Below are 14337 nucleotides of genomic sequence, written 5' to 3'. Positions count from 1 at the left end.
TGATGATCGTGCTCGGCCTCACCGGATCGATCGGCATGGGCAAGTCGACGATGGCCAGGATGTTCACTGAGGCCGGCGTGCCGGTGCATGATTCCGACGAGACCGTGCATCGGCTTTACTCAGGCAAGGCAGCACCTCTGGTCGAAGCGGCCTTTCCCGGCACCACCATGTCCGGCGTGGTCGACCGCACCAAACTGGGCGCCCGGGTGCTCGGCGATGCCGCCGCGCTGAAGACATTGGAGACAATCGTCCACCCGCTGGTGCGGGCCGACGCCGATGCCTTCCTGGCCAAACACCGTGCCGCCGGCGCGCCGCTTGTTGTGCTCGACATTCCGCTGCTGTTTGAAACCGGCGGCCGCAACCGCGTCGACAAGGTCGTCGTCGTCACCGCGCCGGCCGACATCCAGCGCGCCCGCGTGCTGGCGCGTCCGGGCATGAGTGAGGACAAGCTGGCGGCGATCCTGGCCAAGCAGGTCCCCGACGCCGAAAAACGCCGGCAGGCCGATTTCGTCATAGACACCGGTGAAGGCATGGACACAGCCCGCACCGCGGTCGATGCTATCATTGCTAAAGTGACGGCTGAGGGAACTCGCGGGGGATAAGTCCGTCGAGCCAGCCTCCTGACACCAAGCTGTCGGCATTGCCCATTGCCATTTTATTCCCTCGTATGATTCTGCTTGCTCAGGAGTGAGCTGATTCTATGCGTGAGATCATCTTCGATACCGAAACCACCGGCCTCGACATGCGCGACGACCGCATCATCGAGCTTGGCGGCGTCGAACTGGTCAACCGCTTCCCGACCGGCCGCACCTTCCACAAATTCATCAATCCGCAAGGGCGCGCCGTCCATGTCGAGGCGCAGGCCGTGCACGGCATCAGCGCCGCCGACCTGGTCGGCAAGCCGACCTTTGCCGAAATTGCCGAGGAATGGCTGTCCTTCACCGACGGCGCCAAACTCGTCGCCCACAACGCCAATTTCGATATCGGCTTCCTCAACACGGAATTCGGCCGGCTCGGCCAGTCGGTCATCGACACCGGGCGTGTCGTCGACACGCTGGCGCTGGCGCGGCGCAAGCACCCGATGGGTCCCAATTCGCTCGATGCACTCTGCCGCCGCTACGGCATCGACAACGGCCATCGCACCAAGCACGGCGCGCTGCTCGATTCGGAGCTACTGGCCGAAGTCTATATCGAGCTCATCGGCGGCAAGCAGGCCGCGCTCATCCTCGAAACGGTGGCGGTGCAGGTCAATGGCAATGGTGACGTCGCCGACATCGACATCTCGATCGCCGCCAGGCCGATCGCCCTGCCGTCAAGGCTGACCGAGGGCGAGCGTGCGGCGCATGCCGGGCTGGTCGCGACGCTCGGCGAAAAGGCGCTGTGGCTGAAGGTGGCGGCGGGGTGATCTTGACGAACCTGCTCGAACTTTTGAGGTTTGCTGAAACCCTCGCGCATTCGTCATCCTAGGGCGAAGCAAGGAGCGAAGCGACGCAGCGCAGACCCTAGGATCCATGCCGCGACACTTGTGCAGTGCTCCGGCGGTGGAAGAAATCGAACGCCTACCAACCGGTCCCACGAAAGAGCTCGAACCACTCGGGATTGGCCTTTTCGATCAGCTCGATCTTCCATTGCCGCGGCCAGCGCTTCAGCGACTTCTCGCGTTGGATGGCATCGGCAATGTCGAAAAACTCCTGGTACCAGACCAGCCGCTGCACGCCGTAGCGGTTGGTGAACCCTGCGCCCTGTCCGGCCTTGTGCTCTGGCATACGGCGGCCGAGATCGTTGGTGACGCCGATATAGATCGTGCCGCGCTTCTGACTTGCAGTCATATATACATAGCCGGTCATGGGTTCAGGGTAGAGGGCGTCGGTGCGCGCACAAGTGCCATTCTGATCCGTTGTATTCTACGACCAATGTCACGGCATGGATCCTAGGGTCTGCGCCGCGTCGCTGCGCTCCTTGCTTCGCCCTAGGATGACGAAGTCGCGAAGGTCTCCGCCAAATCTTAAGGGCTTATGCTCACCTCAAACAAAAAAGCCCGGCACAAGGCCGGGCTTTTCAATCCATAGTGGCAAGCCTCAGCTCACCTTGACCTTCGATGCGGCCTGGTCCTCAGCCAGCTTCTGCTGGAACATCTGCGCGAAATCGATCGGGTCGAGCATCAGCGGCGGGAAGCCGCCATTGCGGGTCGCTTCGGCGATGATCTGGCGGGCGAACGGGAACAGCAGCCGCGGGCATTCGATGAACAGGATCGGCAGCATATGTTCCTGCGGGAAGCCGGCGATGGAAAAGACGCCGCCATAGACCAGCTCGACATTGAACAGCACTTCCTGGTCGAAGGACGCCTTGGCGTTCAACGACAAATTGACGTCGAACTGCTTGTCGGACAGCGGATTGGCGTTGACATTGACGTTGATGGCGATGCCGGGGGCCTTGTCGCGGCCACGCAGAGAGTTCGGCGCGCCGGGGCTTTCGAAGGACAGGTCCTTCACATATTGGGCGAGCACGTTGAGCGAAGGCTGCGCCGTTTCGCCGTTGCCGTTTGCGGCGCCGACCGGCGCGTCATCTTTGCTGGCCATGAGCCTTGATCCTTTTGCCTGGGCAGCAGCGCTGACCGAATTGAAATCGGGCGTTGGCTAGCATGGTCGGCATGACAAGACAAGGTTTGCCGCCTTCAGGCGGAAGGGACCAAGACTGGTTGAGATTCAGGTCAGGCCGGTATCGCCTGACCATCAATGTAGTCTCAATCGTCCTTTAGCCGCCGCCACGGCGAATTGTGGTCGGGGCCGCGTTTGAAATCATCCTCGCGCGAATAATCGCCGTCGTCGAGATCGATAACCTTGTCGCGCGACCTGCCGCGAAAACCGCCGGTGAAATCGGTGGCGACGACGATGCGGCCCTTGAGCCTGCGCCAGGCAAGGTCGCGCACCGGCGGCAGGAACAGCAGCAGGCCGATAATGTCGGTGATGAAGCCGGGAATGATCAAAAGGATCGCGGCAACCACGATCATGGCGCCGTGCGCGAGCTGGCGGCTGGGGTCGCCGCCGTCGGCCATCTCGGCGCGCACCCGCGTCATGACACCGAAACCCTGGTGCCGGAGCAAAAGCACGCCGGCAATGCTGGAAGCCAGCACCAGGCCGACCGTGGCCAGCGCCCCGACCTCGCGGCCGACAATGACGAAACCGGCGATTTCCAGCAGCGGCAACGCAAGCAGGAACAAAGGGAGGAAGGAAATGCGCAAGTCTTGACCGATCGTTTCCATGTTTTGCCGGGCGGCGCATAATCGCCGCTGGCACTGAGGCCGTTAGATAGGTATGCCTGCCTTTGATTTGAATGATTGCGCCATGCGTTCTATATGCTTTGCATGTTGAACGCTATGCGACCGCGGCCCGGATTGGCCGGCGGTCCCGGCTAGGTCAGGGATTGATTGGCGAAAGATATGGGATTCTTCGACTTCGGCACCATTTTCTTTCTGATTGCCGCGGTGGTGATCTTCTTCCAGCTGCGCAACGTGCTCGGCCGCCGCACGGGCAGCGAACGCCCGCCTTTCGATCCCTATACGGCCAGCCGCACCGAGAAGGACGCGACCCAGAAACCCGAAAATGTGGTTTCACTGCCGCGCAAGCGCCTGCCGGGCGAAACGGCTGCCGAAACCTATGCAGCCATCGACGCCTTCGCCAAGCCCGACACCGACCTCAACAAAGGCCTGCGCACGATCAAGGACAATGATCCGTCCTTCGAGCCCAAGGGTTTCGTCGACGGCGCCAAGATGGCCTATGAGATGATCGTCATGGCCTATGCCGATGGCGACCGCAAAACGCTGAAGAACCTGTTGTCGCGCGAGGTTTTTGACGGTTTCGTCGCCGCAATCGGCGACCGCGAGGCGAAGGCCGAAAAGATCCAGTCCTCTTTCGTCGGCATCGACAAGGCCGACATCGTCTCGGCCGAGATGAAGGGTGGCGAGGCCCACATCACGCTGCGCATCGTCAGCGAGTTGATTTCGGCGACCCGCGACAAGGCAGGTGCTGTCATCGACGGCGATCCCGAGACGGTGGCCGAGGTCAAGGATGTCTGGACCTTCGCCCGCGACACGCGCTCGCGCGATCCGAACTGGAAGCTGGTCGCCACCGAGGAAGAAGACTGAATCCCGGACATTGGCGGGGCCGCGGTGTCGCTATCGTCCCTTTTCGTCGAGAAATCCTTTGATGAGCTTCCCGGCTGGGAAGCGGACGATCATCTGCCGGCGTATGAAGCCTTCCGCCGTTCGGCCTTTCATGTCCTGAAGAAGCCCTATCGCAGCGGCGCGCTCGGCGTGCGGTTCGAGGCTTTTGCCGGCGCCTATGACGAGGCGCGCTCCGTTTCGCTACCGAATCGGAAGGGCGCTCGTGCTTTTTTCGAGCGCCATTTCGTTCCGGCCCAGGTTCAGGCCGAGAATGCCGGTCTGGTCACCGGCTTCTACGAGCCGGAGGTCGAGGCCTCGCCGGTGCGCACGGATCAATTCACCGTGCCGCTGCTGGCGCGACCGGCCGATCTCGTCGACATCGACGGCGCCAACCGTCCCGAAGGCATGGATGACTACCTGGCCTTCGCCCGCGACACGCCGCAGGGGCCGGTGGAATATTTCGACCGTGGCCAGATCGAGCGGGGCGCGCTGGCCGGGAAAGGCCTGGAAATCGCCTGGCTTGCAGAAAAAGTCGATGCGTTCTTCATCCATGTGCAAGGCGCCGCAAGGCTGAAGATGACCGACGGCCGGCTGTGCCGCGTCACCTATGCCGCCAAATCCGGCCAGCGTTTCACCGGGCCTGGCAAGATTCTCGCCGACCTCGGCGAGATCCCGCTGGAAAAAGTGACGATGCAGTCGATCCGCGCCTGGTTCAGGGCACATCCGGATCGCATCGACGAAATCCTGTGGCAGAACCGCTCCTACATCTTCTTTCGCGAAGCCGGTGTCGATGATGCCACGCTCGGCCCGATCGCCGCCGCCAAAGTGCCGCTGACGCCGGGCCGTTCGCTCGCCATCGACCGGCTGCTGCACACGTTCGGCACGCCGTTCTACATCGATGCGCCGTCGTTGACCGCCTTCGCGCAAAAACCGTTCCGGCGGCTGATGATCGCGCAGGATACGGGCTCGGCCATCACCGGACCGGCGCGGGGCGATCTCTTCGCCGGTTCGGGCGATGCCGCCGGCGAGATCGCCGGCGTCGTGCGCAATGAAGCCGATTTCTATGCACTGGTGCCGCGTGGTCTCGTTTTGGGGAGGGCTCGATGAGCAGGCGCCCCGACAAGCTCAGCGAAGACGACCGGGTGCTTTGGAACCTGGTGGCGCGCACGGCGCGGCCATTGAAGGGCAGGATGGCGGTCGACATTCCCGATATCGTCGTCGACCCCAAGCCGGTGCAGGCGCCGGTCGCTGTCAGCGCGGTCGTTGCCGCCAAGCCGAAGGCGCAGCAGGTTTCGCATGCGCTCGACGCGCCGACGCTGGACAAGCTGAAAAAAGGCCGGTTGCCGATCGAAGGTCGTGTCGATCTGCACGGCATGACGCAGGATGAGGCCTATTCGCTGTTGTTCTCGTTCCTGCATCGGGCGCATGCCGGCGGCATCCGCTATGTCCTGATCATTACCGGAAAAGGTTCGTCGTCAGGCGGCGATGGCGTCTTGCGGCGCGCGGTGCCGGCCTGGCTGTCGACGCCGGCCTTTCGGCCGCTGGTTTCCAGCCACGACCATGCCGCCCGCAACCATGGCGGCTCGGGCGCACTGTACGTCCGGCTCAGGCGAGTACGCTGATGACGCCGTTCGGGGAAAAGATTCGCGCGCTGAGAATCGAGCGCGGTGTCCGCCAGAAGGACATGGCCGAGGCGATCGGCGTCAGCGCCGCCTATCTGTCGGCGTTGGAACATGGCCGCCGCGGCGCTCCGACCTGGACGCTCATCCAGAAAATCATCGGCTATTTCAACGTTATCTGGGACGATGCCGAAGAGCTGGCGCGGCTGGCCGAGGCCTCGCACCCGCGGGTAAAGCTCGATACGTCCGGGCTAAGTCCCGCCGCCACCGAACTTGCCAATCTGCTGGCCGAAAACATCGAGAAGCTGGACGAAGCCGAGCTTCGCCGCATCACCGCGTCGATCCGGGCCGCGCTTGGACGCACTGGATAGGATGGCATGAGGCGCTTGCCGGCGTTCGCCTCAATTGCAGAGGCGATCGCCGGCGAGGCGTTGCATCAGTTCTTGCCGGCAGTGCTACCCCGGCCGCCATTGTCGTGATGGTCGCGACCATGGCCCTCGTGACCAAGGCAATCCGAAGCGCCGGCGCTGCAACAACGGCCAGCCCACCAGTCGTTGGTCTTGGTGTCGGAGCAGGTGACGGTCTGATCGGCCAAGGCCGATCCGGCCAGGGACGACACCGCGACGGCGGCAAGGAATGCAGTACGCAGGAAAGAAGTCATTGGAAGTCTCCATGGTTGGGTTCTGGTTACGGCCATGTGTCGCCGCAGGAGACGGTTTGGTTCACGGGGACTGCAAAAAATTTGGGGAGGCGGTTCGGGTGCGAGCAGCAAGCCTTATCGAGGGCAGCGCTGCCCCTCATCCGCCTGCCGGCACCTTCTCCCCGTATAGTGACGGGGAGAAGGAGACTGGTCGCCGCGTCGCGCTGGTTCCTGCGACGTTAGCGAAATCATCGGTGACGGCGTTCTTTCTCCCCGTCACTATACGGGGAGAAATGCCCGGCAGGGCAATGAGGGGCGGCGCTGGCCTATGACGTGAAAACAGCTAAAGCGCACCATAAGAAGCCGCGTCAACGCAGCATGCCTGAATGGGCGTGCTTAAAACCTACTGGACCGCGCCCACCAGGACCTGTTGGCCACCGCGGATCGAGACCCAGCGGCCGGTGTTGTCGATCGCCTGCCGCTTGAGGAAGCGGTAGCCGGTCGCGTCCCAGATCTTCACCTTGTCGGTCAGGTTGTCGAGGACGTAGTCGCCCTTGTCGGTGCGCACCGTCAGCACCGCATGGCCTTCGCCGTCCGGCTTGCGCACGACGGTGATCAGGAGATCAGCCAGCGACACGCCCGAGCGGAAGAGCTGGCGGCGCTTTTCCAGCACATAGTCTTCGCAGTCGCCGACGCCCTTGTCGGGATAGGCCCAGACTTCGTCCTTGCCGTAAATGTCGTAGTCGCTCATCGGCTTGACGGCGGCGTTGACCCTTGATGTCACGTTGATCAGCTTGCGCATGAACGCGTCGGTCATCTCGGCCGGGTTGAGATTGCTTGGCCGGATCGAGCATTCGCCCGGATGCGACTTGCAGAAATCATAATGGCCGATCGGCTGCGAGGTCATGCCGCCGGTCGCCATGGCGCCGCCCGCCGATGCCGGCGCCCCCCAGCATCCCAAAACCGCAAGCCCTGTTGCCGCACACAAGCGCAGCGTCCGTGCCATCGCTGAGGAAGTCATTGTCCCCGTTCGCCCTTGTTGTTAACGAAAGGTTAAAGGGGATTTACAGTCCGTGTCAATTATGGGGGGAGCGAGATTTATCGGCATGGTTACCCGCGCCCGCCCAACAGCGTCTATTGTGCAACAGAACGCCTCTGGCGTGCAAAGTCGCCCCGCTGTTGCAGGCAATGCACGCCACAGCTGTATCGAGCCTCAGCCCTTGGCGGAGCGAACCAGCCTCGGTTTGACCGCAACGCGGTTCTGGCGGCCATAGCTGGTGATGAAATCGACGATGCGCGGCACGATCTCCGAGCGGAAGCGCGAACCATTGAAGACGCCGTAATGGCCGACAGCCGGCTGCATGTAATGGGCGTGCCGGTCGGCCGGGATGTTGGGGCAGAGGTCGTGCGCGGCCTGGGTCTGGCCGAGGCCGGAAATGTCGTCGTTCTCGCCTTCGACGGTGAACAGCGCAACGTTGCGGATCGCCTTGGTGTCGACCACCTCGCCGCGATGCATCATCTCGCCCTTGGGCAGAGCATGGCGCACGAACACCGTGTCGACGGTCTGCAGATAGAACTCCGCCGTCAGGTCCATCACCGCCAGATACTCGTCGTAGAAATCGCGGTGCTTCTCGGCATTGTCGCCGTCATGCTTGACCAGGTGCATGAAGAAGTCCTTGTGGGCGATGATGTGGCGGTCGAGGTTCATGCTCATGAAGCCCGACAGCTGCAGGAAGCCCGGATAGACCTCGCGGCCGAAGCCCGGCACCGGCCACGGCGCGTTCATGATGACGTTGTCGCGGAACCAGTCTATGCCCTTTTCCTTGGCCAGAAGGTTGACCGCGGTCGGATTGCGGCGGGTGTCGATCGGCCCGCCCATCAACGTCATGGTCGAGGGCACGAACGGATCGCCGCGCTTTTCCATCAGCGCCACCGCCGCCAGCACCGGCACCGAAGGCTGGCACACCGCCATCACATGGGTGTCCGGCCCCAGCGCATGCAGCATGCTGATGATGTAGTCGATATAGTCGTCGAGGTCGAAATGGCCGTCGGTCACCGGCACCATGCGGGCATCGACCCAGTCGGTGATGTGCACGTCGGCATAGGGCAGCATCGCCTCGACCGTGCCGCGCAGCAGCGTCGCATAGTGGCCCGACATCGGCGCCACGATCAGAAGCTTGGGGTCGGCCTTGCGGCCGGCGGGAATGCCGCGCTCGAAGCGGGTGAGGTTGCAGAACGGCTTCGACCACACGGTCTTTTCGTTGACCTCGACGCTCTTCCAGTCGACCACGGTCTTGGTCAGGTCGAAATGCGGCTTGCTGTAGCGGCGCGTCGTGCGCTCGAACAGTTCGGCGGTCGCAGCGACCGAGCGGCCCCAGGGCGTGTGCGAAAAAGGGTTGAGCGGATTGGTGTAGAACAGGCGCACCGCATCGGCATAAAGCCGCGCGGGCTGCAGGGCGGCATGGTTCATTTCGTAGAGCTGGTAGAACATCAGGTACTCCGCAGCTGCCGTGACCGAAGGGACGACGAGCAGCGCCGATCCTTGAATGTCTCGCGCGGAGGTTAACAAGATATTGCTGCGACGCAATACGTCACGTGGCGTGACATATGCAATTCTTTGGTCCAAGGCCTTGAGAATCCGCTTTGAACGGGGCCAGCCGGCTCACTGTGCAGCTGCGAAAGCGCGGCTGTTGGACATACGGGCAGGATGCGTCCGGCCCGAATGAGCCGGACTTGGACAGATTAGACGCGCGCCATGCACACGGAGGTATGGCCCGAGCCGATGAAGCCGAGCTGGCCGGCGGCGCCCTTCGACAGGTCGAGCACGCGTCCCTTGATGAACGGGCCGCGGTCGTTGATGCGCACGATGACGCTGCGGCCATTGTTCTGGTTGGTTACCTTCAGCCTGGTGCCGAAGGGCAGGCTGCGGTGCGCGGCGGTCATTGCCGACGGGTTCATGCGCTCGCCATTGGCGGTCCGGGAGTGCAGCGCGTACCAGGAGGCGCGGCCGCATTGGGCGGCGGCGGAGGAGGCGGATGCGCCGACCATCAGGCCAGCCGCGATCGTTACCGCGACAAGCGCAGTTTGGTTCTTCTTGTTCATTTAGGGAGGCTCCTTTTACAGACCCCAGCCGGTAAGTGCTGAATAAGGCAGGAAATGCGGCAGGTATCTGGCGGTTCCGTGGCACTGGCACACGTTTGGAGTCACTGGGAAACAGTTTGTCATGGGTTTTTCGCGATGCGCTGGGGTATTTCGGGCGGCTTTCGCGGCGATCTTGCAGATACCTTCAGCAAGATAAGGCGTTATTATACAAGTAAAAACACGCGCGACTGGACCTCTTCCTTTCGCTCTTTCATCACGGCCATGGCGCAGTTGACGATCGACTTGGGAAAGGAATCTCGGCGATGAGACTGTTCAGATATCTGCTGGCCCTGATTGTGTTGGCCATCGGCGCGCTGTGGTCGCTGCAGGGCATCGGCGTGGTCGGCGGCAGCTTCATGACCGGCCAGTCGCAATGGCTTTATATCGGCATCGTCACCATGCTGCTCGGCCTGCTGGGCCTGGCGTGGGCGAGCCGGTCTCGCGGCTGACGAGCAGCCGCCGGCCGATCCTGGTCAAGGAACTAGCCGAACAGCTGATCCAAAATCCTGCCTTCCAGGCGGGCGAGCTCGACGGAACCGCGCCGGCGCGGCCGCGCCACCGGCACCTCGAGGTCGAGCGCGATCCGACCCTCGTCGATCACCACCACCCGGTCGGCAAGCGCAACCGCCTCGGCGACATCATGCGTGACCAGCACGGCGGTGAATTTCTGCTCGAGCCAGATGCGCTCCAGAAGCTGCTGCATTTCGATCCGGGTCAGCGCGTCGAGCGCGCCGAGCGGCTCGTCGAGCGCCAGGATCTGTGGTTGGCCAATCAGCGCGCGCGCCAGCGCCACGCGCTGCTTCTGCCCGCCGGACAGCACCGAGGGCCATTCGTCGGCGCGATCGGCAAGCCCGACCTGCCCTAAAATAGCGAGCGCGCGCCGCCTGGCTTCCGCGCCGGCCGCGATGCCGGTCAGCCCGACCTCGACATTTTTGACCACGCTGGCCCAAGGCAGGAGCCGCGGCTCCTGGAACATGAAGCGCGTGCGGCCCTCTTCCCCGGCGCCGGCCTTTGCTTCCGGCCCGAATATCAATGATCCGGCGGTCGGCCGGTCGAGTCCGGCCAGCAGCCGCAAAAGCGTGCTCTTGCCGCAGCCGCTCTTGCCGATGACGGCGACAAACTGTCCGACCGGCACGTCGAGATCGATGCCGTCGAGCACGATCTTGTCGCCAAAACGCTTCTCCACGCCCTTGAAGGCGAAGGCGCGCGGGCTTTCGACTGACACCGCCGGCCGTGTCGGTATCGGGGTGGTGACGAAGGAGCGGACGGCGGCGAGGCTGGCGGCGGGCATCGATACCTCAGGCGTTCTGGAAGGCGGGATGCCAGCCGAGCGACAGCCGCTCGAGCAGACGGGCGAGGCTGTCGGCGAGCTTGCCGAGCAGCGCATAGATCAGGATCGACAGCACGACGACATCGATGAGCAGGAATTCGCGTGCTTGCATGGCCATGTAGCCAAGGCCGGAGCTGGCCGAGATGGTTTCCGCCACGATCAGCGTCAACCACATGATGCCCAGGGCATAGCGCAGGCCGACGAAGATCGCCGGCAACGCGCCGGGCAGGATGACGCGCAGGAAAAGGGCGCGCCGGTCCATGCCGTAGACCCGACCCATCTCGACCAGCTGCGGGTCGACGCTCTGGATGCCGAGTAGCGTGTTGACATAGATCGGGAAGAACACGCCGAGTGCCACCAGGAACAGTTTGGCTTTCTCGTCGATGCCGAACCACAGGATGACCAGCGGGATCAGCGCCAGATGCGGGATGTTGCGGATCATCTGCAGCGTCGTGTCGGTCAGGCCGCGGCTCAGCGCCGACAAACCGTTGGCCAGGCCGAGCGCAAAGCCGATCGAGCCGCCGACGGCAAAGCCGGCCAGCGCGCGCAGCGTGCTGACGCCGATGTTTTCGATCAGCTCGCCCGACAGCGTCAGCCGCCAGAAGGCCTCGGCCACCGCACTCGGCGCCGGCAGCACATTGGCCGGCATGACGCCCACGCGGCTGGCGGCTTCCCAGCCAACAATCACCAGCGCTGGCAGCACCCAGCCGATACCGTTTTTGCGGATGCGCTCAGCAAAACTCATGACGAAGCCTGCAGGCGGTTGGCGCCGTGGAAGCCGACCGCGAACTCGTTGGCGATGTTCTCATGCGCCCGCGCCCGTTTGGTGCCGAGCCCAAGCCGCGGGAACAAAAGCTCGGCGACGCGGTAGGCCTCCTCGAGATGCGGGTAGCCGGAGCCGATGATGGTGTCGATACCGATCGCCTGGTACTCGCGGATGCGCTCGACGATCTGCTCCGGCGAGCCGACCAAAGCGGTGCCGGCGCCGCCGCGCACCAGGCCGACGCCGGCCCACAGATTGGGCGAAACCACCAGCCTGTCGCGGCGGCCGCCATGCAGTTCGGCCATGCGCCGCTGGCCGACCGAATCCATCTCCTTGGTGAAGCGGGCCTGGGCGTTTTCGATTTGCGCATCGGTGACGTGGCTGATCAGCCGGTCGGCAGCGCGCCAGGCCTCTTCCTCGGTCTCGCGCACAATGAAATGCAGCCTGATGCCAAAACGCAGTTTTCGGCCGCGCCGTTCGGCCTTCTTGCGCGCGGCGCTGAGCTTTTCGGCCACCTGCGTCGGCGGCTCGCCCCAGGTCAGATACATGTCGACCAGGTCGGCGGCGAGCTCCTGGCCTGCATCCGACGAGCCGCCGAAATAGAGCGGCGGCCGCTCCTGGCTCGGCAACAGGTCGAGGCGGCCATTGTCGACGCGGTAGTATTTGCCGTTGAAATTGACGCTTTGGCCCGACACCAGCGCGCGCCAGATGGTCAGGAACTCCTGCGCCTGGGCATAGCGCTCGTCATGCGGCAGGAAGACGCCGTCGCCGGCGAGTTCGGTCGGATTGCCGCCGACCACGACATTGAGCAGCAGCCGGCCATTGCTCAGCCGGTCGAGCGCCGCCGTCTGGCGCGCCGCGAAGGTCGGCAGCGTCACGCCGGGCCGCAGCGCCACCAGGAATTTGAGCTTTTCCGTCAGCGCCGCAAGGCCAGAGGCGGTGATCCAGGAATCCTCGCAATTCTGTCCGGTCGGCAGCAGCACGCCGGGAAAGCCGAGCCGGTCGACCGCTTGCGCGATCTCCTTGAAATAGGCGAACTCCGGCGGCCGCTGTTGCTGTTCGGAACCGAGGTAGGAGCCGTCGCCATGCGTCGGAATGAACCAGAAGAAATCGAGTGGCCCGGCTTGCGGATTGGCTGGAGCGGTCATGGCGAAATCCTTGAAGCGGAAACGGCAAAGGCGCCGGACGTTTCCGCCCGGCGCCGCGCGAGAAAGATCAATTGCCCGGTGCGGTCCACACGGCGTCGGAGATGCGGACTGCGTTCGGGATCAGCTTGAGCTTGTAGAAGCGGTCAGCGGTCGCCTGCTGGCCGGCGATGATCTCGTCGGTGATCGGGAAGATGCCGAATTTGGTGCGGTTGGCGGCGATGGTCTGCGCGTCGAGCGGCACGCCGGTCACTTCATGCAAGGCGGCGGCCACCTTGTCGCGGTTCGCGTCCGCCCATTTCGCCGCGACGCCGAGCGCCGCGATCGTCGTGGTGATGGCCTCCGGATGCGCCTTGGCAAAATCCTTGTTGGCGAGGAAATAGGTGTTCACCTTGAGCACCTCGCTAGAGCGCGCCAGCACGCGCGGCTGGTAGCGCGTCTCGGCGATGGCGAAGAACGGATCCCAGACAGCCCAGGCATCGATCTGGTCGCTGGCGAAGGCTGCCGCAGCATCGGCCGGGCTGAGGTAGACCGGCGTAATCTGGTCGAAGGGGATGCTTGCCTTTTCGAGCGCTGCGACCAGCAGATTGTGGGCGCTGGTACCCTTGCCGACGCCGATCCGCTTGCCCTTGAGCTCGGCGAGCGACTGGATCGGCGATGCCGGCTTGACGAAGATCGCTTCGCCGTCACCATTTGCCGGAAGTGCGGCGGCATAGACGATGTTGGCGCCGGCCGACTGGCCGAAGATCGGCGGCGCGTCCCCGGTCCAGCCGACATCGATGGCGCCGACATTGAGCGCTTCGACCAGCGGCGGGCCGGCGGTGAATTCGACCCACTTCACCGCGACACCCTTGTCGCTCAGCGCCTCCTCGATCACCTGCTGCTGCCGGGCGATGACCGGCAGGCCGGTCTTCTGGTAGCCGATGTTGAGCTGCTTCAGCTCCTGCGCCGAGGCGCTAAACGACAAGGTGGCGCTCGCCGCCAAAAGGCCGAGGCCGAAAGCGCGTCTGGTCAGGCTGAACATGATCCCTCGCTGCGAATAGGCGCCGGGAAAACCCGCGCGGCCGGTTGATTGAGGGTTAGGCTAGGTAGATCTATAAATTTAGTAGAGAAACGATTTTGCGAGATGAGTTAGAGAGGCGAAATTGTTTTCTACGACTAAGCGGAGACAGCTGGTGCAAGCCTCTTTCTCCCCGTTCACGGGGAGAAATGCCCGGCAGGGCAATGAGGGGCGGCGCTGACATTGGTGATCCGCGCCTCCGGCGAAACCATTACCCTAGGCCAGCGCTGCCCCTCACCTGCCTGCCGGCATCCTCTCCCCGTAAACGGGGCGAGGAGCGCTCACTGCGACCAGTACTGCCAGGCCCAGTAAAACCCTTCGTCGCGCGGCGGCAGGCGGTCGCGCTCGGCGTCGAGCGGCACTGGCGCCGGTGATTTCGGCTGCGGCTCAAGCCGAGGGTTCTCCCTCCAGGCAAGCAGCCAGTTGCCGAGATGGGCGAACAGCACGGCGGTGGATTGGGTCATGACATCACTCCTT

General features: G+C 63.7%; 19 protein-coding genes. 7 read left to right on the top strand and 12 right to left on the bottom strand.

Annotation, left to right across the window (positions count from 1 at the left end; all coding sequences use genetic code 11):
• Window positions 1-2: 2 nt before the first annotated feature.
• Both coaE and dnaQ read left to right on the top strand, forming a co-directional pair.
• Window positions 3-602: a dephospho-CoA kinase gene (gene coaE, locus AC1D1B_RS04515; RefSeq protein ID WP_477330537.1), complete on the top strand. Its 600-nt coding sequence runs from the start codon at window positions 3-5 to the stop codon at window positions 600-602.
• 98 nt (window positions 603-700) lie between these two features.
• Window positions 701-1405: a DNA polymerase III subunit epsilon gene (gene dnaQ / locus AC1D1B_RS04510; protein WP_477329721.1), complete on the top strand. Its 705-nt coding sequence runs from the start codon at window positions 701-703 to the stop codon at window positions 1403-1405.
• Window positions 1406-1559: 154 nt separating this feature from the next.
• Here the strand turns inward: dnaQ and AC1D1B_RS04505 are convergent, their stop codons facing one another.
• The 3 genes from AC1D1B_RS04505 to AC1D1B_RS04495 all read right to left on the bottom strand — a co-directional run bounded on the left by AC1D1B_RS04505 (window position 1560) and on the right by AC1D1B_RS04495 (window position 3241).
• Window positions 1560-1847: a GIY-YIG nuclease family protein gene (locus tag AC1D1B_RS04505; protein WP_477329719.1), complete on the bottom strand. Its 288-nt coding sequence runs from the start codon at window positions 1845-1847 to the stop codon at window positions 1560-1562.
• A 231-nt stretch (window positions 1848-2078) separates the two neighbouring features.
• Window positions 2079-2579, bottom strand: a complete 501-nt coding sequence (gene secB, locus AC1D1B_RS04500; protein WP_477329717.1) for a protein-export chaperone SecB — start codon at window positions 2577-2579, stop codon at window positions 2079-2081.
• Window positions 2580-2743: 164 nt separating this feature from the next.
• Window positions 2744-3241: an FxsA family protein gene (locus AC1D1B_RS04495; protein WP_477330535.1), complete on the bottom strand. Its 498-nt coding sequence runs from the start codon at window positions 3239-3241 to the stop codon at window positions 2744-2746.
• A 198-nt stretch (window positions 3242-3439) separates the two neighbouring features.
• On the opposite strand from AC1D1B_RS04495, the gene AC1D1B_RS04490 reads away from it, so the two are divergent.
• Genes AC1D1B_RS04490 through AC1D1B_RS04475 form a run of 4 tightly spaced genes read left to right on the top strand, consistent with a single transcriptional unit; the run spans window position 3440 to window position 6152 of the window.
• Window positions 3440-4144: a Tim44/TimA family putative adaptor protein gene (locus AC1D1B_RS04490; protein ID WP_181060535.1), complete on the top strand. Its 705-nt coding sequence runs from the start codon at window positions 3440-3442 to the stop codon at window positions 4142-4144.
• Window positions 4145-4168: 24 nt separating this feature from the next.
• Complete coding sequence (mltA, locus tag AC1D1B_RS04485; RefSeq protein ID WP_477329715.1) at window positions 4169-5269, top strand: murein transglycosylase A; 1101 nt, start codon at window positions 4169-4171, stop codon at window positions 5267-5269.
• Entirely contained in the window at window positions 5266-5784 is a 519-nt protein-coding gene (locus tag AC1D1B_RS04480; protein WP_477329713.1) for a Smr/MutS family protein, read from the top strand. The genes mltA and AC1D1B_RS04480 overlap by 4 nt, the downstream gene beginning before the upstream one ends.
• Entirely contained in the window at window positions 5784-6152 is a 369-nt protein-coding gene (locus AC1D1B_RS04475) for a helix-turn-helix domain-containing protein (protein WP_477329712.1), read from the top strand. The genes AC1D1B_RS04480 and AC1D1B_RS04475 overlap by 1 nt, the downstream gene beginning before the upstream one ends.
• Before the next feature lie 65 nt (window positions 6153-6217).
• Here the strand turns inward: AC1D1B_RS04475 and AC1D1B_RS04470 are convergent, their stop codons facing one another.
• The 4 genes from AC1D1B_RS04470 to AC1D1B_RS04455 form a co-directional block, all read right to left on the bottom strand.
• A complete protein-coding gene (locus AC1D1B_RS04470) occupies window positions 6218-6442 on the bottom strand; it encodes a hypothetical protein (protein WP_477265674.1) in 225 nt (74 codons plus the stop codon).
• Window positions 6443-6824: 382 nt separating this feature from the next.
• On the bottom strand, window positions 6825-7442 hold the full coding sequence (locus AC1D1B_RS04465) for a transglutaminase-like cysteine peptidase (protein ID WP_477329710.1): 618 nt from the start codon (window positions 7440-7442) through the stop codon (window positions 6825-6827).
• Between the two features lie 192 nt (window positions 7443-7634).
• Complete coding sequence (locus tag AC1D1B_RS04460) at window positions 7635-8912, bottom strand: polyhydroxyalkanoate depolymerase (protein ID WP_477329708.1); 1278 nt, start codon at window positions 8910-8912, stop codon at window positions 7635-7637.
• Between the two features lie 251 nt (window positions 8913-9163).
• Window positions 9164-9523, bottom strand: a complete 360-nt coding sequence (locus tag AC1D1B_RS04455; RefSeq protein WP_477267143.1) for a septal ring lytic transglycosylase RlpA family protein — start codon at window positions 9521-9523, stop codon at window positions 9164-9166.
• Window positions 9524-9825: 302 nt separating this feature from the next.
• On the opposite strand from AC1D1B_RS04455, the gene AC1D1B_RS04450 reads away from it, so the two are divergent.
• Window positions 9826-10011 carry a hypothetical protein gene (locus tag AC1D1B_RS04450; protein WP_477329706.1) on the top strand — a complete coding sequence of 62 codons (186 nt, stop codon included), beginning with the start codon at window positions 9826-9828 and terminating at the stop codon, window positions 10009-10011.
• Window positions 10012-10043: 32 nt separating this feature from the next.
• Here the strand turns inward: AC1D1B_RS04450 and AC1D1B_RS04445 are convergent, their stop codons facing one another.
• The 5 genes from AC1D1B_RS04445 to AC1D1B_RS04425 form a co-directional block, all read right to left on the bottom strand.
• Window positions 10044-10853, bottom strand: coding sequence for an ATP-binding cassette domain-containing protein (locus AC1D1B_RS04445; RefSeq protein ID WP_477329704.1), 810 nt, complete (start codon window positions 10851-10853; stop codon window positions 10044-10046).
• Between the two features lie 7 nt (window positions 10854-10860).
• The gene (locus AC1D1B_RS04440; protein ID WP_477329702.1) at window positions 10861-11637 is read right to left on the bottom strand and encodes an ABC transporter permease subunit; all 777 of its coding nucleotides are present in this window, start codon (window positions 11635-11637) and stop codon (window positions 10861-10863) included.
• Window positions 11634-12803, bottom strand: coding sequence for an FMNH2-dependent alkanesulfonate monooxygenase (ssuD, locus tag AC1D1B_RS04435; RefSeq protein ID WP_477329700.1), 1170 nt, complete (start codon window positions 12801-12803; stop codon window positions 11634-11636). Before ssuD ends, AC1D1B_RS04440 begins: the two co-directional genes overlap by 4 nt.
• A 67-nt stretch (window positions 12804-12870) precedes the next feature.
• Window positions 12871-13824, bottom strand: a complete 954-nt coding sequence (locus AC1D1B_RS04430) for a sulfonate ABC transporter substrate-binding protein (protein WP_477329698.1) — start codon at window positions 13822-13824, stop codon at window positions 12871-12873.
• A gap of 317 nt (window positions 13825-14141) precedes the next feature.
• Window positions 14142-14324: a hypothetical protein gene (locus AC1D1B_RS04425; RefSeq protein WP_477267149.1), complete on the bottom strand. Its 183-nt coding sequence runs from the start codon at window positions 14322-14324 to the stop codon at window positions 14142-14144.
• Between the last annotated feature and the right edge of the window lie 13 nt (window positions 14325-14337).

It is taken from the genome of Mesorhizobium sp. P2_C5_2, assembly GCF_056404535.1.
Note: the sequence above shows the minus strand (reverse complement) of the source record. Positions and strands in the feature narration are given on the sequence as shown.